The sequence below is a fragment of the Mesorhizobium sp. C089B genome, from assembly GCF_030323125.1.
Lineage (GTDB): Bacteria > Pseudomonadota > Alphaproteobacteria > Rhizobiales > Rhizobiaceae > Mesorhizobium.
Genome location: NZ_CP100469.1, coordinates 5,743,555 through 5,762,226 on the forward strand (window position 1 = coordinate 5,743,555; position 18,672 = coordinate 5,762,226).

An 18,672-nucleotide genomic window follows, 5' to 3' on the forward strand; every position below is an offset into this window, starting at 1 on the left:
TTTGCAACTGCCCGGCCCGCAGACTCCTGTCTATAGTCAACTAACAATTAGGAGGCGGCTCTGTGGAAGCACGTTTCTCAACTGAAGGGGAATCTGATGACAGATATTATACGTGGCGTGAGCCGCCGGAGCGTGCTCAAGGCGGCAGCCGCACTTGGCGGGGGCTTTGTCACTGCCGGCTTGCCATTGTCGCAGACCATCTGGGCAGCCGAGGGAAAAGCGCTCAAGGTGTGTTCCAGTAGCGACCTCACCAAGCTTGATCCCGCTTTCATCTCGAGCGCCATGGAAGTGGACGTGATGAACTGCATTTATTCGCGCCTCACGCGTTACAAGCCGGGTACTAAATGGGATTGGGAACTGGATGCCGCAGAAAAGATGGAGCAGGTGGACCCGACGCATATCCGCTTCCGGTTGAAGAAAGGTATTAAGTTCACCGGGGGCTATGGTGAGCTAACTGCAAAAGACGTCAAATTCTCTTTTGAGCGCATTCAAAAACTCAATGCGCCTACCAAGCCCAATTGGGGTTCGTTTGATCGCGTCGAGCTCGACGACGATTATACTGGTGTGATCGTATTTAGGACGCCGTATGTGCCTGCCTGGCTCGTCCCATTTCCTGATGCGGGCCAAATCGTTTGCGAGGTCGCGGTAATGAAGGCAACCAAGGACGGTGGCGATTTCGGCACGAAGCCGCCAGCGTTCTCTGGTCCCTACGTGCTCGCCGATTGGAAACCCAGCCAACTTATACTCTTAACGCGCAATCCGGACTGGACTGGGCCAAAGCCTGGCTTTGACGAAATCCGGATCGTGCCGGTCTCTGACAATAAGGCCCGCGAACGCGCCTATCTGGCAGGCGATGTTGATTTCGCTAACATCAGTTTGGATTCGCTTGCGGCATTCAAGAGCAGCCCGCCAGCCAACACCAAGGTTGAGGAAAGGCCCTCGCTCCGGTATGACTGGATTGGCATGAATATGGACCATCCGAACCTGAAGGATATCAACGTTCGGAAGGCGATCCAGTGGGCGATCAACGTGCCGCAGATCTTGGATGCTGCATACGCGGGCCAAGTCAACGTGGCGACAGGCACAATCGCTCCAGGTATTGTGGGGCATCGTGCAAATGCGCTCGTGCCGCCAGAAGGCGATCTCGGGAAGGCGAAGGAATTTCTGGAAAAGGCTAGCGTAAGAGATCTAGCCCTGACCCTCGATTGCACAAACGATAGTGTTACTTCCACTGTAGCCCAGACGGTGCAAGCACAATTATCCCAGATAGGCATCTCGGTCGAGATCAATGCCCGGGACACCAGCACATTCTGGACGCTCGGGATGGAGTCGGAGGGCGAGCGCTGGAAGGACTTGCAGCTGATTCTAAGCGGCTTCTACGGTCTGCCAGATCCGCATTTCGATGTAACTTGGTTTGTCCAAGATCAAGTGGGCGTCTGGAATTGGGAGCGCTTCCGCAGCGCGCGGTTCGACGAGCTGGTTGCAAAGGCAGTCACCCTCGATGACCCGGACGCCCGCGCGAAGCTCTATTATGAGATGCAGGACCTGATGGAAGAGTCGGGCGCCTACCGGTTCTTGACCAACGGCGCGACTCCGACGGTGTACCGCACGACACAAATGGAAGCTGCAACCCGACCGGACGGGACGCCCCTCTACGTGGATTTTCAGCCGGTTTAACCCCAAACCATGTGATCGGCCTGAAATCGTGTGGCTCTACCTGCTGAAACGCATTGTCCTCGCAGTTGCAATCGTTGTGACCGCAGTGACACTTCTGTTCCTGATGATCAATGCCGTTCCGGGCGACCCGGCCGTAGCTTTACTCGGCCCCCGCGCGACTCCAGAGATGAAGGCGCAGCTCTATCAGCAGATGGGGCTCGACAAACCTCTTGCCGTGCGGGTCGCCACTTTTTTTGGCAGGCTGCTCCGTGGCGATCTCGGTTTCGACGCCTTCAGCCAAAGGCCTGTTGCTGACATTGTCTTCGAGCAATTGCCATATACGATCGAATTGATTTTGGTCTCGATCTTCTGGGCAGTCGTCATAGCCGGGCCGCTAGGCTGCTACTCTGCGATGCGGCGCAACTCCTTGGTCGATCAGGTGGCCGGCGTCGTGACGGTGGCCACGATCGCTATTCCTTCTTTTGTCGTGGCGGTCTACTCGCTGATGATTTTTGCCGTTACTCTGCGCTGGTTGCCGGCAATCGGGGCCGGCGATGGATTCTGGGATGGACTTATCCATCTCATCCTCCCAGCTTTTGCCATAGGGATCGGTTGGGTGGGCTACATTTCCCGGCTAGTACGCGCATCCATGCTTGAGGTCCTGGGTGAAAACCATGTGCGCATGGCCCGCTCCTTCGGGATTTCGGAATGGCACATCGTTGCGCGCTACGCGCTGCCGCTCGCGATTCTGCCGACCGTCACCATACTCGGCGTAGGCATAGCTTGGCTGCTTTCGTCCGCCGTTTTTATCGAAGTGGTCTTTGCAAGACCTGGCATCGGAGCCTTGATCGTGAATGCGGTCAATACGCGCAACTATCCGATTGTGATGGGCGTCGTTCTCGTCACCACGTTGCTTATCGTCGTCGCTACGACGCTCTCGGATGTGGTCAACGCACTCCTCGATCCGCGAATTCGGGAAACGCTCTGACATGGTGAGCGTTGGATCCATCCGTCCGGGAGTCAACGATGCCAGGGCTATCGGCGCCTTTCGCACGTTTTGGGGGCAATTTCGCAAAAACCGTTTGGGCATGCTCGGAGCAGTGCTTGTTATACTTATAGCAGCGATTGCGATCTTCGCTCCCCTGATAATCACGCATGATCCTATCCGGATCATGGTAGGGCCGCGTCTCGCTGCACCTTCACTGGATTTTCTGCTGGGTACGGACCAACTGGGCCGCGATACATTCTCGCGCGTCATCATGGGCGGTCGTATCCCGCTCCTCGTCGCTTTCGTCTCCCTCGGCGGTGCGCTGGTGGTCGGCGTTGTGCTTGGCCTCATCGCAGGCTTCGGGCCGCGTTGGCTAGACAATTTGCTCTTGCTGATCTTCGATACCATCCGCTCCTTTCCCGGTATCATCTTTGCGCTGGCAATTATCGCTCTTCTGGGCCCGAGTCTGGCGAGTATCATTTTTGTCATCGCAGTAACGTCGGTGCCGATCTATGCGCGCGTCGTGCGCACCCAGGCCCAGGCGCTGCTGAACAGTGAGTACATAGCTGCGGAGCGCAGCATGGGCGCAGGCACGACGCGCATCCTTTGCGTCCATGTTCTGCCCAATGTGATCGGCCCCCTTCTTATCCTGGTGAGCATGGACGTGCCGGCCGTCATCGCCGTAGAGGCGGGTCTGAGCTTTCTCGGCATGGGCGTGCGACCACCCACACCAGACTGGGGAGCTATCCTCAACGACGGTTATAACTACATCAACCAAACCCCTTGGCTAGTGATCGCTAGCGGCATCCCGATCATCCTTGCAACACTTGGCTTCACATTCCTGGGCGAAGCGCTGCGCGACATGTTCGATCCCAAATTGCGGAAAGACTTATGAGACGCGACGATCTGATTCAGCATACGTCCGCCCGACGGCTTCTTGAGATCCGTGCCCTAAATCTCGATTTCGGCACACCGCGTGGGCGCATGCATGCCCTGCGGGACGTTTCTCTCGACGTCCCGGCCGCACAAGTGATTGGCGTAGTCGGCGAAAGCGGATCCGGGAAGTCGACGCTCGCGTATACTGTGATGGGCCTGCTTCCAGAAAATGCAGATGTGACATCGGGCAGCATTCTGTTCGAAGGTAAAGACCTGCTCAAGATGCCCACTCAGGCCCGTCGAGAAGTGCTTGGCGATCGCCTCTCCATGATCTTTCAGGATCCGATGACCGCACTCAATCCGGTGCGGACCATCGGGAACCAGATGATTGATATCCAGCACCACGAACAAGTAAGCCGGAGTGAAAAGCGCACTCGTGCCCTCGAAATGCTTCACCGGGTCGGAATTCCTGATCCCCAAATCCGTATCGGCGCTTATCCGCATCACTTCTCCGGCGGCATGCGTCAGCGTGTTTGCATTGCCATGGCGCTGCTTGTGAAACCCGCGCTCCTCGTCGCCGACGAGCCAACCACTGCCCTCGATGCGACGCTGGAAGTGCAAATCATTCATTTGCTCAAGGATCTGCAAAAAGAAATTGGTTGCTCGATTCTCTTCGTCTCCCACCACCTCGGTGCGGTGGCTGAGTTGTGCGACCGGGTCGCCGTCATGTATGCGGGCGAAGTGGTGGAGCAGGGCGCCGTTCGGGACATCTTCCACAATCCTGCTCATCCCTACACGCGCGCGCTGCTTGAATGCGATCCGGGGCGTATCAAAAAAAGCACACGCACTTTGCCGACCATACCCGGCGAGGTGCCCAGTCTCCTCGGCAACAGCAAGGGATGCATCTTCCGCACCCGGTGTCCCCAGGCTTTCAATCGCTGTCTGCAAGAGAACCCGGTCGAGTACCGCATCGGCCTCGACCAAGTCGCCCGATGCCATCTCCTCGACGAAGAGCGGTTGGTTTCGGCATGAGCGCGCTGCTTCGTGTTGAGGACCTTCGGGTCCGCTTCCGCACCATGGGTCCGCTGAAGGCGCTCGCAACCGGGACGAAAGCCCCTTTCATCGACGCGGTATGCGGGGTGTCTTTTGAAATCCGCAAGGGCGAGACACTCGCACTTGTCGGTGAAAGCGGCTCAGGCAAATCCACCATCGCGCGCACGATAATTGGCTTGCAGCGGGCTGTGGGCGGCAGCATCAGCTTCGATGGACAGGAAATTGTGGAGCTCAGGGGCGCCGAACGCAAGCCCTATTTGCGACGGATGGCGATGATGTTCCAGGATCCAGTCGGATCGCTCTCGCCGAGGCTGACGGTGCGATCGCTCCTGACGGAGCCGTTTCGGATCCATGGACTAAGGGATCGCAATGCCGAAGGCGAAGCCGAGCGCCTGCTTCGGATGGTCGGCTTGCCCGCGGATTTTGCTCGCCGCTACCCCTACCAGCTTTCCGGAGGTCAGGCTAGGCGTGTGAGTATCGCACGAGCCCTTGCGCTCAAACCCGATTTGATCATCGCCGATGAGCCGACAGCAGGCCTTGATGTCTCGGTGCAGGGCGAGGTGCTCAATCTTCTCGCGCGGCTTCAGGACGAACTTGGCATGGCGATCCTGATCATCTCGCACAATCTCAATGTCGTGCGCCACATGACCGATCGCATGGCGATCATGTATCTCGGCCGCTTCGTCGAGATTGGTTCGACCCAGCAGATTTTTCTTCAACCACGCCATCCCTACACTGAGGCGCTGCTTTCGGCGAATCTAAAGCCTGATCCCGACGCGGTGCTGAACCGCGTTTTGCTCAAGGGAGAGGTGCCGAGCCTGTTTAAGCGGCCTTCCGGTTGCGAGTTTCACACGCGCTGTCGTTATGCGCAGGAAATTTGTTGCCGCGTGTTCCCCGAGCAATTAGAAAGCCTCGAAAATATGGAGCACAGCTTCAGGTGCCATTTTCCCCATTAGGCGCAGACGGTGAGTCAAGCGAGAGCGAGAAGTCGCTCTGGAGCCGGATCAGGGATCGGTGGTTGGTGCGCTTCAGGGCAGAGTGCCTGAAGGCCCACTGGTTCCCGACTCTCCGACGCCGTTGAATAGTTGCAGGATTGGCGCAAATACTACAATAGGTGCGCACGCATCGCCACTGAATGCAAGTTCCGCGGCAGGTCAACTGCTCCTGAAAGATTCTCGCCTTCGCAGCCATTTCATAGCTGGGCCGGCGCTTGGTGTAGGTGTCACTGATTCGAACCCTTAATCCAGGGAAAGCAGTAGCATCATGGTTTTTTTGTAAACTCGGAAGTGAATCTTTTTCGATAGGAGAACCGCGCCGGGCCCACCATACTTCTCCTCAGGGTAGTATCATCAGCTGACAGTAAGCGGATGCCCGGGTCGGCGATTCTAGCGGACCGCGATCAATACTCGGCGTGCCCATTGTACGCTGCAAGAAAGGAGCGGGACGGAATTGGATAAGGCGCTAAGCCGTCCACTGGATGCGGCTGAACGTTCTTTCGCGGCCTCCCAAAGGCAACCACGCTCAACGCCCTGATTTCGACGGGTAGTTCGCGGGCAAGCTCTTGGCGCAAAGAATGCATTGCTGTGGATGGCGTTTAAGCCCCGGCCCTTATCCGCCAAAGAGCGCGAGTTTGACCCTAGTTGTCCAAGTCGTGAACAAGTTCAAATCAAGGAGCAGATGTCCTATGAGAAATTTTTGGTTCATCGCCGTTGTCGCGGGAGCGCTGCTTAGCGGGGGGCAGCGCACGCCGCTTGCGGCGACATTAGTCTGTCGGTCTTCAATTGGCAATCAGCTGAGGCTTTGGCCAATGTCGATCAGTTCATCCTCAAGAACGGCTATGGCTGCAACGCAACGACGGTCGCAGGCGACACCGTGCCGACGATCACTGCTATGGTCGAGAAGGGACAACCCGACATCTCTTCCGAGTCGACACCGAGTCTTTTGGGCGACGTCTACACTAAGGGTGCTGCTGAGGGCCGGATTAAGGCAATCGGGAAAGCCGTCAGCGACGGAGCGGTTTCAGGGTGGTATATTCCGCGCTATTTGGCCGATGCGCACCCCGAGATCAAGACCGTCGAAGATGCGTTAAAACACCCTGAACTGTTTCCTGCACCGGAAGATCCGTCTAAGGGTGGCATCATACAAGGGCCGCAGGGCTGGGGGACACCGTCGTCACAGCGCAGCTGTTTAAAGCGCTGGAAGGCGACAAGAAAGGTTTCGTGCTGGTCCCCAGTGGTTCGGCAGCGGCGCTCGATGGCGCCATTACCAGGGCCTACGAGCGCAAGAAAGGCTTTATAGCCGCGTACTGGGCTCCGACGTCCCTGCTGGTGAAATACCCGATGGTGCGCCTTGAAGGCGCGCACGACGATGCCGAATGGGTCCGGTGCACCACGGTTCAGGATTGCCCCGATCCGAAGCCGAATTATTGGAAGCCGAATGACATGGTGACGCTGGTGAGCAGCGAGTTCATGAAGCGCGACGTCGGCCCAATCGTGGAATACCTGAGCAAACGCAGTTGGAGCCAAGCCGAGGTCGGCAAGGTGATGCTGTGGATGACAGAGAACCAGGCGAATGGCGAGGACGGCGCCAAATGGTTTCTCAAGAACCTGCCTGTGGTCTGGACGAAGTGGGTCCCGGCTGAGGTGGCAGAGAAAATCAAGGCCGCGCTATAACTGCTGTGCAGACGCCACTTGGAGGCTTCGAACCCGTTTCGAAGCCTCCACTACTTGTGGCCACTGCGAGTAAGATATCCAGTCGATGTTGCCTCTCTGGCAGGGGAGAATACTGTCCTTTCATGATACAGTGTCGGCCGCGCCTTTTGCTTGATGGCATGCGCGGGGCCAGTCCCAAACCCGCCCAGCAGGGATCGCTAAATGGATTGGCTCTTTAAGTTTCCTCAATTAGATCCCGACGTACTGCTGGCGGCCAAGCGGTTCATCGACGGTTCGCTCCGGGCGCTAACGCGCGCTTACGGCGAGGCTATTGAAAACTTCTTTCACCCGCTTCAGCTTGTTCTGATCTTCTGCGAAAATTGCATGTCGAACGCACCCTGGCCTCTCGTGATCCTTGCAGTAGCAGGGGTGGCGTGGGTTGCCGCAAGAAAATGGACTATGGTGTCTGCCGTGGTCGGAACGCTTATCACCATTGGTCTCATTGGCCTGTGGTCCGATGCGATGAGGACGATCTCGCTTGTATTCACGTCTACAGTTTTCTCCATCGCCATCGGCATGCCGTCGGGCATCCTCATGAACCGCTTTAAGCATTTCGGGCGGATCATCCAGACGGTACTCGATGTCATGCAAACGATGCCGCCATTCGTCTATCTCATTCCAGTCGTGATGCTGCTTGGCATTGGCCGCGTGCCTGGCTTCATCGCGGTGGTGACCTACGCTATCCCACCGGTCATCCGGCTTACTGACCTCGGTATTCGGCTTGTCGACAAGGAGGTTTTGGAGGCGGCTGATGCTTATGGCTGCTCGCGATGGCAGAAGCTTTGGAAAGTTCAAATGCCACTCGCTATGCCGACGATCATGGCCGGCATCAACCAGACTATTATGATGGCATTGGGAATGGTTGTCATCGCGTCGATGATCGGCGTGCAGGGGCTCGGTTTGAACGTTCTCCAGGCAATTGCGAACCAATATTTTACGCAAGGCATCTTCAACGGGTTTGCCATCGTGGGGATTGCAATAATTTTCGACCGTATCACTCAGGCCTATGGGCGACGCCTTCAGAAGCATCGGGGCGCTACACATGAGTAGAAGCGCCGCGTCGATCGAAATACGCGATCTTTACAAGATATTTGGAAATTACCCGAAGCTCCTCGTCAAGGAGGTTAGGGATGGGCTTTCAAAATCCGAGCTTTCGAAGGTGCATGGCCACATTCTTGGGCTCAACGGTATTAATATCTCCATTCCGGCCGGGAAAATTCAGGTCATCATGGGATTGTCTGGCTCCGGCAAGTCGACGCTGATCCGGCACATAAATCGACTCATCGAGCCCACGTCCGGTTCTATCATTATCGGCGGACGTGACATACTCGACATGTCTGAACGAGAGTTGCGAGAGTTTCGTCGCAATCAGACGGCCATGGTGTTCCAAAGATTCGGACTTTTGCCGCACAGGACCGTTGTCGACAATGTGACTTTTGGACTGGAGGTTCGAGGAATCGACAAAGCAAAGAGTCGTGAGATCGGCATGCGGTGGATTGACCGCGTGGGGCTTGCCGGTTTTGAGACCCGCTATCCGGACGAGTTGTCTGGCGGCATGCAACAGCGGGTGGGGCTTGCGCGCGCCCTCAGCAACGATGCTTCGATCCTTCTGATGGATGAGGCCTACTCGGCTCTCGATCCGCTGATCAGAACTGACATGCAGACCATGCTTCTCGGCCTGCAGTCGGAATTGAGAAAAACAATCGTGTTCATCACGCATGATCTCGACGAAGCCTTAAGGCTTGGCGACCGGATCGTCATCCTGCGGGACGGGTCGATTATCCAGCAGGGTGACAGCCAGGACATCCTCTTGCGTCCCGCCGACGATTATATCGAGCGGTTTGTGAAAGACGTCAACCGTGGACGTTTCATAAGAGTCGATGCCGTTATGGATAAACCGCTGCCATCCGAAAGTGCATCGCTGCCCAAGCTAAAAAGTGGTACCACACTCGAACTCGCCGCCAGAGAGTTGTCGAATACGTCCTACGACACGGCCGTCGTCACCGATGAGGCTGGTCATTTCGTTGGGACAGTTTCTCTTCGGCAAATTACGGCAGCTCTTTCGTCCGTCGGCGAGAAGAAATGTTGAAGAAACAGGTCGTTGGTGATTTTCCCAAGAGCCTCTCTGATTGGGGTCGTTGCGGTCAAGGTGCTCCCGCACTTTTTTCTGGACCGTTCCTTGGGTCGCTCGCTTCTCTTCGCGGTCAGCGCTTGGGCCGCCGCATTATGGGGTCAGGGAGAGCGAAGCGTCAAATCTGTTTCACGACCTTGCCGCGCTTGGGCCGGCAGGTTCGGGACTCTCTAGGAGATCGCCCATCGTCCCTAGGGAGCAATCCGGGCATCGCCCTTTCGGGCGAAGGCTTTCATCGTGTTGCTTGCTCCTAGCTAAATCTGTCTCAGGAGGTCACGCGGCCAGGTGAACAGGCTCCTTTCCGAAGCGGAACTCGGTCGCGTCGGCCCACATGCGATGGAAAATGATCGCCATTTTGCGGGCGCCCGCAACCCGGGCTCGTGCCATGCCGCGCCGCCTGGCGATGTTCACGCCCTATGCTCTGAGGCCCGACCACTTCTTCGATCGCACCAGCAGTGTGTGGGCCGCCTCATAAAGCGCGGTGCGTGCAAGTTCGTCGCCACATCGGCTGACCTTCCCCTGGATGTCGGTCTCGCCGGACTGGTAGCGCGCCGGCGTCAGTCCCAGATGCGCCCACCGCCCGCGACAAGCCGAACCGCTCAGACTGATCGATCGTGGCGCGGAAGGCGAGCGCGGTGATCGGTCCGGCGCCGGGCGCGCTCTTCAGCCGCCGGCAGACTTCTTCATGGCGGACGATGTCGAGAACCTGCTTCGTCAGGCGAACGAACTCTCTCAACATCACACCGAGGATTGCAAGCAGCGGCTCGACCATCGCATCGCCATCATCTCGGCGTCAGCGCCCGTCAACTCACGCACGCGGCCGGCAAACGCGCTGCGCGACGGCAGGCCCAGCTTGACGCCGGATTCGCGCAGGATCGCCCACAGTACGTTCTCGATCGAACGCATCTCGTTCAGCACCGTGCGGCGGGCAACTAGCAGCGAACGCCACAGCCGGCACTGCCTGCTCTTGACATGCATCTGCCGATACAAGCCAGTGCGCATGATCTGCGCCCGCGCGGGCGTCATTGCGGTCGGTTTTGTTGGCATCGTCTTCATCGCCGCTTTGGTCTGCCGCGTCTCAATGCAGGTCGCCGACAAGCCTTCGGCGTAGTCCCTCATGAAGCTCAGCGAGCAGGCTTCCAGGCCGATCCGCTCAAGCTGCAAGCCGGTTCCCTTCAGCGCGTCACACAATGCCTGCGGATCGCTCAACGCTCTCGCCTCCTTCACGATCCGGCCAGTCTCGTCGACAATACAAATAGAGGTCTCTTCCAACGACACGTCCAGTCCCGCAAAGTACTTCATGGCTGCTCCTTCCAAATGTTTGTTGCGACTCACATCGACCACGTTTTCAGCATTCGACAGGAGCAGCCGCCGTCATCTGGCTCGGTCGAGACCCCTATCACCCCACCCGTCTCGAAAGTTTGGAGCGTTGGCTCTGCGGGCCAGAGCGTTCGGAAGTTCCTTTTTGAACAGACGGCGCTTGGACCTGATTCGGTCGTCGATCACGAGCGATCGTGGTGTTGGAAGAGCGCTTCAGATTTCGTGTCACGTTTTCCGTATCCTGCCAAGTCAGAGGACGGGCTGTTGCCCAACTATTCTAATTCAATGTGTTAGTGGACTTGTATGGATCTACATCCCCCACAAGCATGTGCTCCAATATTGGACCCCGCGGAAGGGGTTTGAGCAGCTGGCTGTCGTGATTCCAACCGGTTGTCGAAGCCTGATTGGAGAGACCTGATGTGGACGCCTGCTACTCGCCGCCAGATAACCGCGAAAGCCTTCGTCACCAAACAGACATGACGGACGTAGAGTGGAGTTTGATCGCGCCACTCATGCCCACGGCCTGCCCGACGGGCGACCGCGAAAATGGCCATTGCGCGAGGTCGTGGATGCGATCTTCTACGTCATGCGCGGCGTGATGTCCTTGCGCTCCTCGATCAGCCCTACGATAAGGCTTCATGCGCATCGAGGCTGGAGGCGCCGCGGCGGCCCTGCGGGCGTGGCATCAGTTCGCCGATCTTCGCCCGCGCAATCCAGCGGATCGCTGGACACCTCCCACCCCGAACCGCGCCGCCCCTTGACGCGCCGACATGCTCTCGTCCGACGTCTTCACGACTCGCGACCGAAGAGCCCCGCTCAATGCTCTTCCCATCGTGCACCTCCATCGAGACGGGTATTGAATCTGGAGGGTTCTGTGTAGTCGCGGGCGCGATTGGGCGGGCACGCACGGGTCGCGACTACATTGAAGCCTGATTGAACTGAACCGCGGGATGGCGGGCGGGGCTAGATGTTTAGTCCCAAGGTTTGATGGGTTGGATCGAGCCTGAATCGTTCGGGCTCTTTTGTCCAGATTTTGCAGATGTATTCAAAGGGCGTGAGGCCCTTGAGGGTCTTCAGTCGACGGCCGAAATTATAGGCTAAGACGAAATCGGCGAGATGCTGGCGCAGTTGGTCATGGCTCTCGTAGTAGAAGCGTTTGACGGTCGCATCCTTGATCGTGCGGTTCATGCGTTCGACCTGGCCGTTGGTCCATGGGTGCCTTGGCTTTGTCGTTCGGTGGTCGATATCGGCCTTGGCGCAAGTATGTTCGAAGGCGTGCGCCCATATGATTTCTCCCGCCGCCATGGCTTCCTTGATCAGCGGAACGGCCGAGCCGCCGGCACCTGGGGTCGTGAACTGAATGCCGTTGTCGGTAAGCACTGTGTGGATCTTGTAAGGGACAGCATCAAGAAGATGGCGCAGGAAATCGGCGGAGACCGCTGTCGTTGCCTTCTCGTGCAGCTCGACGAAAGCGAACTTCGAGGTCCGATCTATGGCCACGAACATATGCAGCTTGCCCTGCTCGGTTCGGACCTCGGCGACGTCGATATGGAAGTAGCCGATTGGATAGGCCTTGAACTTCTTCCTTGCCGGCTTGTCGCCCTCGACATCCGGCAACCTGCCTATCCCGTGACGCTGCAGGCAGCGATGCAAGGATGACCGCGACAGATGCGGGATCGTCGGTTGGAGAGCATAGAGGCAATCGTCCAGTGGCAGCAGCGTATAACGCCGAAAGGCGACGATGACCGCCTCTTCCTCAGTCGATAGCACTGTCGACTTCGGATCTCTGGGGCCAGTCGGAAGATCGGCGGCCGACGTCCGGTTCCTCCACTTCCTAACCGTCTTCTGATTGATGCCGTAGCGCTTCGCCAGCGCCCTCAGGCTCTCTTGACTATGCTGTATCGCTCGACGGATCGCCTCTGTCGTCGTGGCGCTCCCATGAAGAACCTGGCCCATAGCGCATCCTTTGATTCGGACGAAAAGTATGCGCCATCAAAGCCTGGGATCAAACATCTAATGGGGATTTAGGGCTCGACAATATGTCCGAGGCGCCGGAGCGAGCGAGCTAGCTCGCCCGATCGCTCTTGGGCGGTCGCCTGTCGTCGCGATGCAGGACCATCTGCGACGCGGGAGACGGTGCCATTGCGTCGTTGACGCTGGGGGGATCAGTCTGCCGCAGCTGATCAGGGATCACGGAGCTGAAGCCATACCTCATCGGTTGGCGCGGTTACTTCGGCTTCTGCCAGACCCCACGGCTGCTTACGAACTTGGAAGCGTGGATCCGCCGAAGACTACGTTTGTATCTTTGGCGGCAATGGGAAACGGGCACAACCGCTTCAGGAACTGCGCCGTTGTGGCGTTCAAAAGTTCGGAGCCGCGGTTGCCGCCGGTTCGCCGACGGGATTCTGGCGCATGTCAGGACACCCGGCGGTCCAACAGGCCTTACGCAAAAACCACTTCGAGTCGCTCGGTCTTCCCGCCGTAATATGGATGCCAGCGGTAATGAAACTCCACCATCTGCCCGACATGGGCAGAATGACCCTGCGATGGCCTTGAACCGCAAGAACGCACTCTTCGCCGGCTCCGACGGCGGCGCCGAGCACTGGGCAACCATCGCTTCGCTGATCGAGACATGCAAGCTCAACGGCGTCGAGCCTCACACCTACCTCGCTGACGTGATCGCCCGGATCGTCGCCGGCCATCCACAAAGCCAGATCGATGATCTGCTGCCTTGGGTCTACAGCCCTATGCCGCTCAAGGCCGTGGCCTGAGACAGCGGTTACGTCTCAACCAGCTTAATCCGATCGAACCGCCGTGGTACGGACCCGTATGCCCGGTGGTGTGGGAGGGGCGGCGCCGTGAGGCGTCCCCCTATCCCGACCAAGCACAAGACGCAGCCGTCACATCACAATCGATTCATCGATCACAGGATGGGTGCTCTAGAGTAGGTCAGTGTCGAAGGTGGCTGGTTCAATGCTCACGCTTCTTGTGCAACGAATGAATCGGGGTATGTTCATGCCTGACGCCCAGGTGGTGAATTTTATGGTGTAGCCGATGGTGGGCGAGTTCCAGCGTGGCCCTCAGGCGTGCATGCCTAGTTTCATCAGCCTTTGGAGCCAATGTGTCAATATAAGCAATTGAGCCTTCGATCTGAGCCAAGATCGCTACGGCGTCCGCCGTTGCAAAGATAGGTTTCCCTCCTATCTCAACGAAAATTGAGCTTGTATGGGCCGATATGTCTGCGTCTCGCCCTGCGACGCTACCCCGGAGTCGGATTGCCACCCAACACGATTCCGAAACCTGGACTGAGGTTTGTCCCTCACACGATAAGCTATTATAGCGGAATTCGTCTATGACCATCCCGTTGCGAATCACTTCTAGGCGCTTTGTAGGAACACTCACCGATTCGATTTGCCAGTTGATAGTGACCCTCCCGCCTCCCGGAGGTAGTTGGATCTTGTCGCCGGGGCGCCGACCTTCCACAGCCATTTTGACGAGCGGCCCGACGGTGATGAAAGTATCGCCGCCCCGCACAGCATCCATCCAATTCTCATACGTGAACTCGCGGGCACCTAAATGAACGTATGTTCGTAATCCGCCAAGCAGAGAGGCTGCGTCCATTTTGTCCGAACCAGCTACCAATGGGAGTTGATAGCCAACGTTGAGGTACCGATACCAATCAGCAAGCGCAAATGCGCCAATCTGCCATCTCCTCGGGTTGAAGCTCATAGCTTCGATCGCATCCACGAGCCCAAGGACAATGTCTGCTGCCCGCTCCGCCTGCGGGTTTGGGGCATGTGGCATTATGACGAGCCCGCCTTGTTGACGACAACGTTCTGCCCAGGCAGCCATGGTAGTTTCTAGAGGATCGCCAATAGCAGCCTCTTCCGGACCGCCCGTACATAGCGGATCGATGATGTCGCCCTGATATCCAAGTAGCGATATGTGCCCCAGGACCTGCATGCGGTTCTCGGTGCCAACTCGAACTAGGAACTCTCCGTCGCCACCGAAGTTCTTCGCACCTACAGTTGTGCGGCCATCGAAGTCACCCACGTTACTAAATGTTTCACCCCACTGACTGGCGAGCAGATTTACAACGTTCACACCTTCGGCCCGGCCCTCCAGCAAAGCAGTCTGCGGGCTAAGGAAATGAACATGGGTGTCCGCACTGACCCAACCCTGCTCACGCCAGCGCAGCACTTTTTCGAGCTCGAAGATGATACTCTCGGTACCAGCATCGATCTCGACCAGCTTTCGGATTGGGCGTACTTCAACGCCTCGCGTTATTTCAACGAAAACCGAACCGAGCGGAAGATCGATGACGCAAGCCCCGTCAACATAGGCATATTGATTCAGGTTATTGGCAAATTCCGCGAAGAGGTCCTCAAACAGACCAACACTTACTTTCCGGCGGTGCCCTCTTGGCGCAAGGTACTCGCCGTGTGGACCATGCACATGCAGCCGGGCTGCGACGCGGCGACCTGTACCCGCCTCAATTATGGAAAACTTCACGGGCTTTGCGGCTGGCTCAATGGCTATAGCCTCGAGCGGATGATTGGACGCATTATGAGGACTTTCGAGCGAACGGAGCTCCCGCATGAACAAGCTACCATCGTTGGAGCACAGATATATGCGAGCATCCGGGTGAGCTGAGTATTCTACGATGATCTCCGAGTTTGATTTCACCGGCTGTACGTCAGGAAGATCGCTCAGCCAATCGGAGTTGGAGTATTCTAGGACGGATCGAGCCGAGATCACCGTCCCGAGATCAATGCCGATCTGACGACCCCGATCATCAGTGTCAAGTTCTCCTAAAGCGTTGAGATTAACACCAGTCGGCAAGCGCATTCGCAGCTTTCGCCGGGTCTGAAGACGCAGCGGATGTTCGAAAACCTCCGTCGTGCTAACGGCATAGATGAATGAAGCTTCTTTTTCGGCTCGAAGCCGGACGCCTATGACCTGTTTGTCGGGACTAGGATTAGGAAGAGCATAAAGCCAAAGATTTTCTCCATAGCTATAGGCGCGTCCTGATTCCGTGCGAAACTCCGCAGTTCCAAAGTCAGCCCGCGGAGCTCTTCCGAGAGCGAAATCCTCGCTATGCGTTGCGTGAACGTGCGGGCCTAATGCTGGTGTGGCCGCGAACGGGCTCGCGCCCCAACAGATATGCGACTGCTGGATCGCAAAGCGCCGAAATATCGGGACGTCGATTTCACTGCCGTCAGCATATCGAATCGCGTACGTAGAAACTAAACTACCGAGTTCATTGCTTTCGATAAACTTGGCGCTCGGATTGTCCTCCGGCGAATTGTCCCCGAAGCCGGATGGTAGGGCCGCTGGAAGGTCGGCAGCGGTCTGAACAAAAACCAGGTACGTAGCCCTGGTCGGTACAAGCTCGATGCTAGTGGCAGCATCTCCAGGCTGGAGCTCCAGCACATTCGGCCCAGCCGACATGCAAAACAAGAATGGTATACCTCGAAACGATTGCAGACATCTCGGCGTATCTCTCCACGCGCTGGCAGCGGCCTTTGTTCCCATTCTTCCGGCCAGAAGCGCCCGCGTGCTGTTGAAATAACGTGTCAAGTCCACGGTATGAAAATGGGGAGAGGGAGGTGTCTGCATCAGCGTTAAAACAGTCTAACCCATTATATCTAGTCGGGAACTCTGTTCTGAGCAGAAACCGCAGCCACGGTCCGATACGGCGGGTTCGTGCTTTTAATTTGCCGGTTCAGTCTGGCGAAGGAAATTCTAATCTTCAACCTAACTTTCGACAGGCCGTCCGTTCAAGTCAAGCTCGTCCGGCATGCAAAAAATGGCCTCTCAGATGATTTTATTTCGAGCGCTCTTGGACCGCCTTCCAGGCTGAGAATTTCTTGCCATGCCATGTTGGCAGCAGAGGGACTTCCAAGTATTCCGGTCTGACACCCCATTGAGACGATCGAGCGGCGGCCAGGCTTCTGGAACATGTATGCGAACTCAACAACGGAGTGATTTTTGCGGGCCTGCCTCCGCTGGTCTTCGGGCGCCGTTCAGGGAATGTGCTCGTATCTCCCTCGAAGAACGGCTGAAACTACGAGCGACTTAGAATAGAAGACTGCAGTAATCATGGGCGCAGCCGGACGCATCGGCCAGGCGATCTCCAGACAGTTCGTCGCCCACGGCAATCGTGTCGTTGCAGGCGACGTCGATCAGGGGTGGCCTGGAGGCCTAGTCTTAGTCTAGACTAGTGCCCGTCCATAAACGGTAAGCTGCTGAAATTACTGGAGGAATCACCAAAATTTCCGCAGGAAAGGCCCGGCGGTTTCAGGTACACTTTAGATCATACCACTGATTCTAAAGGGAACCCGCAACCGCCGGAGCCGACAATGCGCCAAGAACGCACCGTCCAATCCAGTGTATTCGATCTTTTCGCCGAACACGAGATCGGCCGTGAGCTGAAAGCCATATCGCAGTGGCTGGACGAACATCGCGATCTGCTCGGGCTGGTGACGCGGGACCTGCGCCGGCGTGGGGTCAGGGAAACCGGTCGCGCGGGCCTGCCGACGGAGGCCGTGCTTCGCTGCGCGCTACTCAAGCAGCATCGCCAGTTGAGCTATCAGGAGCTGGCCTTCCATCTCGAAGACTCCGCCTCGTTCCGAGCCTTTGCCCGGCTGCCGTGGGGATGGAGCCCGAAGAAATCAGTGTTGCACAAGACGATCTGCGCGATCCGGGCGCAAACCTGGGAAGAGATCAATCGGAGGCTGTTGACGAGCGCCCGGCGGGACAGGTTGGAAAACGGCAAGGTCGTACGTGTCGACAGCACCGTCACCGCAGCATTCATCCACACGCCAAGCGACAACAGCCTGTTATGGGACGCCGTGCGGGTGATGGTGCGGCTGCTCTACGCGGCCGATGCCTTGGGCAGCGCCACCCCATGGCATGATCACTGCCGCGCGGCGAAGAAGCGGGCCCGTACGATCGAGTATGCCCGCAGCCGTCTCCAACGGGTCAAGTCCTATCGCGAGCTGCTCAGGATCACCCACAAAACCCTGGCCTACCTGGACCAGGCGGCGGCGCAGTTGCCCCTGGCGACGGGCCCGGCCGGCGAACTCTGGCAGGCCACCGTCTGCCACTACCGGCCGCTGATCGAGCAGATCATCGCCCAGTCCGAGCGGCGGGTCCTGGGCGGCGAGGCGGTGCCCGCCGGCGAGAAGCTGGTAGCCTCTTCGAGCCGCATGCCGACATCATCGTCAAGGGCCGTCGCGATGTCGATTACGGCCACAAGCTCAATCTGACCACCGGCAGAAGCGGCCTGATCCTGGATCTCGTCATCGAGGCCGGCAACCCGGCCGACAGCGAGCGTCTGCTGCCAATGCTGGAGCGCCACATCGCTTTTTATGCCCAAGCGCCGCGGCAGGCGGCCGCCGATGGCGGCTTTGCCAGCCGTGCCAATCTGAGCGAGGCCAAGGCCTGGGGCGTGCGCGACATGGCCTTCCACAAGAAGGCGGGCCTCAAAATAGAAGACATGGTCAAGAGCCGCTGGGTCTACCGCAAGCTGAGGAACTTCCGCGCCGGCATCGAGGCCGACATCTCCTGCCTGAAACGCGCCTACGGTCTGGCCTGCTGCACCTGGCGTGGGCTCACCCGCTTCAAGGCTTACGTCTGGTCCTCGGTGGTCGCTTACAACCTCGCCCTCTTCGCCCGCCTCACACCCAACTGACCCCCCACTCATCGGGTCGCCCTCAATGGGCATGCCGGCAAGCGCGGCCGATACCTTATGCCCGCATGACCGTTGCAAACAATCTCGGTCGCGATCTCAACGTCTCGCGCCATAACGCGCCGCAAGAACAGCATGAATTGGGTCGCCAAACTGGCTCAGAACACTCGCAAAAACAGCGTTTATGGATGCGCACTGACTAGCAGGGGGTCGGTGAGGTCAAGCTTTTCCTGTCTTTTCCGGA

9 protein-coding genes and 7 pseudogenes are annotated in these 18,672 nt (G+C 57.7%); 12 read left to right on the forward strand and 4 right to left on the reverse strand.

Going from position 1 to position 18,672, the window contains the following annotated elements; all coding sequences use genetic code 11:
- Positions 1-96 precede the first annotated feature (96 nt).
- From NLY44_RS28160 to NLY44_RS28195, 8 genes and pseudogenes are all read left to right on the forward strand, one after another.
- The gene (locus tag NLY44_RS28160; RefSeq protein WP_023806941.1) at positions 97-1,677 is read left to right on the forward strand and encodes an ABC transporter substrate-binding protein; all 1,581 of its coding nucleotides are present in this window, start codon (positions 97-99) and stop codon (positions 1,675-1,677) included.
- Positions 1,678-1,705: 28 nt separating this feature from the next.
- Positions 1,706-2,644 (forward strand): ABC transporter permease, encoded by a 939-nt coding sequence (locus NLY44_RS28165; RefSeq protein WP_023806942.1) that lies wholly within the window; start codon positions 1,706-1,708, stop codon positions 2,642-2,644.
- 1 nt (position 2,645) lies between these two features.
- Positions 2,646-3,539 carry an ABC transporter permease gene (locus NLY44_RS28170; RefSeq protein ID WP_031356286.1) on the forward strand — a complete coding sequence of 298 codons (894 nt, stop codon included), beginning with the start codon at positions 2,646-2,648 and terminating at the stop codon, positions 3,537-3,539.
- Positions 3,536-4,552, forward strand: coding sequence for an ABC transporter ATP-binding protein (locus tag NLY44_RS28175; RefSeq protein WP_023806944.1), 1,017 nt, complete (start codon positions 3,536-3,538; stop codon positions 4,550-4,552). The genes NLY44_RS28170 and NLY44_RS28175 overlap by 4 nt, the downstream gene beginning before the upstream one ends.
- On the forward strand, positions 4,549-5,529 hold the full coding sequence (locus tag NLY44_RS28180) for an ABC transporter ATP-binding protein (protein ID WP_023806945.1): 981 nt from the start codon (positions 4,549-4,551) through the stop codon (positions 5,527-5,529). The genes NLY44_RS28175 and NLY44_RS28180 overlap by 4 nt, the downstream gene beginning before the upstream one ends.
- Positions 5,530-6,373: 844 nt before the next feature.
- A pseudogene (locus NLY44_RS28185) lies at positions 6,374-7,245 on the forward strand (glycine betaine ABC transporter substrate-binding protein).
- Positions 7,246-7,446: 201 nt separating this feature from the next.
- On the forward strand, positions 7,447-8,334 hold the full coding sequence (locus tag NLY44_RS28190; RefSeq protein ID WP_023806947.1) for an ABC transporter permease: 888 nt from the start codon (positions 7,447-7,449) through the stop codon (positions 8,332-8,334).
- Complete coding sequence (locus NLY44_RS28195) at positions 8,327-9,373, forward strand: quaternary amine ABC transporter ATP-binding protein (RefSeq protein WP_023806948.1); 1,047 nt, start codon at positions 8,327-8,329, stop codon at positions 9,371-9,373. The genes NLY44_RS28190 and NLY44_RS28195 overlap by 8 nt, the downstream gene beginning before the upstream one ends.
- A gap of 315 nt (positions 9,374-9,688) precedes the next feature.
- Here the strand turns inward: NLY44_RS28195 and NLY44_RS28200 are convergent.
- A pseudogene (locus NLY44_RS28200) lies at positions 9,689-10,717 on the reverse strand (IS110 family RNA-guided transposase).
- 435 nt (positions 10,718-11,152) lie between these two features.
- Between NLY44_RS28200 and NLY44_RS28205 the strand changes: the two are divergent.
- Positions 11,153-11,345: pseudogene (locus tag NLY44_RS28205) on the forward strand (transposase); the annotation flags it as partial.
- Here NLY44_RS28205 and NLY44_RS28210 read toward each other — a convergent pair.
- Positions 11,330-11,567, reverse strand: a pseudogene (locus tag NLY44_RS28210) (IS630 family transposase); the annotation flags it as partial. The pseudogenes NLY44_RS28205 and NLY44_RS28210 overlap by 16 nt on opposite strands.
- Before the next feature lie 131 nt (positions 11,568-11,698).
- Positions 11,699-12,691, reverse strand: a complete 993-nt coding sequence (locus tag NLY44_RS28215) for an IS481 family transposase (RefSeq protein ID WP_286454927.1) — start codon at positions 12,689-12,691, stop codon at positions 11,699-11,701.
- A 257-nt stretch (positions 12,692-12,948) separates the two neighbouring features.
- Between NLY44_RS28215 and NLY44_RS33075 the strand changes: the two are divergent.
- Both NLY44_RS33075 and NLY44_RS28220 read left to right on the forward strand, forming a co-directional pair.
- Positions 12,949-13,005: pseudogene (locus NLY44_RS33075) on the forward strand (hypothetical protein); the annotation flags it as partial.
- A gap of 276 nt (positions 13,006-13,281) precedes the next feature.
- Positions 13,282-13,506, forward strand: a pseudogene (locus NLY44_RS28220) (transposase domain-containing protein); the annotation flags it as partial.
- A gap of 199 nt (positions 13,507-13,705) precedes the next feature.
- Here NLY44_RS28220 and NLY44_RS28225 read toward each other — a convergent pair.
- Complete coding sequence (locus NLY44_RS28225) at positions 13,706-16,168, reverse strand: CehA/McbA family metallohydrolase (protein WP_245263908.1); 2,463 nt, start codon at positions 16,166-16,168, stop codon at positions 13,706-13,708.
- 929 nt (positions 16,169-17,097) lie between these two features.
- On the opposite strand from NLY44_RS28225, the pseudogene NLY44_RS28230 reads away from it, so the two are divergent.
- Positions 17,098-18,431 (forward strand): annotated as a pseudogene (locus NLY44_RS28230) (ISNCY family transposase).
- Positions 18,432-18,672 lie beyond the last annotated feature (241 nt).

What these genes read in the sequence shown, in the direction of transcription:
- NLY44_RS28160 (WP_023806941.1), top strand. Translation starts at nt 97, where the DNA reads ATGACAGATATTATACGTGGCGTGAGCCGCCGGAGCGTGCTCAAGGCG.
- NLY44_RS28170 (WP_031356286.1), top strand. Translation starts at nt 2,646, where the DNA reads ATGGTGAGCGTTGGATCCATCCGTCCGGGAGTCAACGATGCCAGGGCT.
- NLY44_RS28175 (WP_023806944.1), top strand. Translation starts at nt 3,536, where the DNA reads ATGAGACGCGACGATCTGATTCAGCATACGTCCGCCCGACGGCTTCTT.
- NLY44_RS28180 (WP_023806945.1), top strand. Translation starts at nt 4,549, where the DNA reads ATGAGCGCGCTGCTTCGTGTTGAGGACCTTCGGGTCCGCTTCCGCACC.
- NLY44_RS28190 (WP_023806947.1), top strand. Translation starts at nt 7,447, where the DNA reads ATGGATTGGCTCTTTAAGTTTCCTCAATTAGATCCCGACGTACTGCTG.
- NLY44_RS28195 (WP_023806948.1), top strand. Translation starts at nt 8,327, where the DNA reads ATGAGTAGAAGCGCCGCGTCGATCGAAATACGCGATCTTTACAAGATA.
- NLY44_RS28215 (WP_286454927.1), bottom strand. Translation starts at nt 12,691, where the DNA reads ATGGGCCAGGTTCTTCATGGGAGCGCCACGACGACAGAGGCGATCCGT.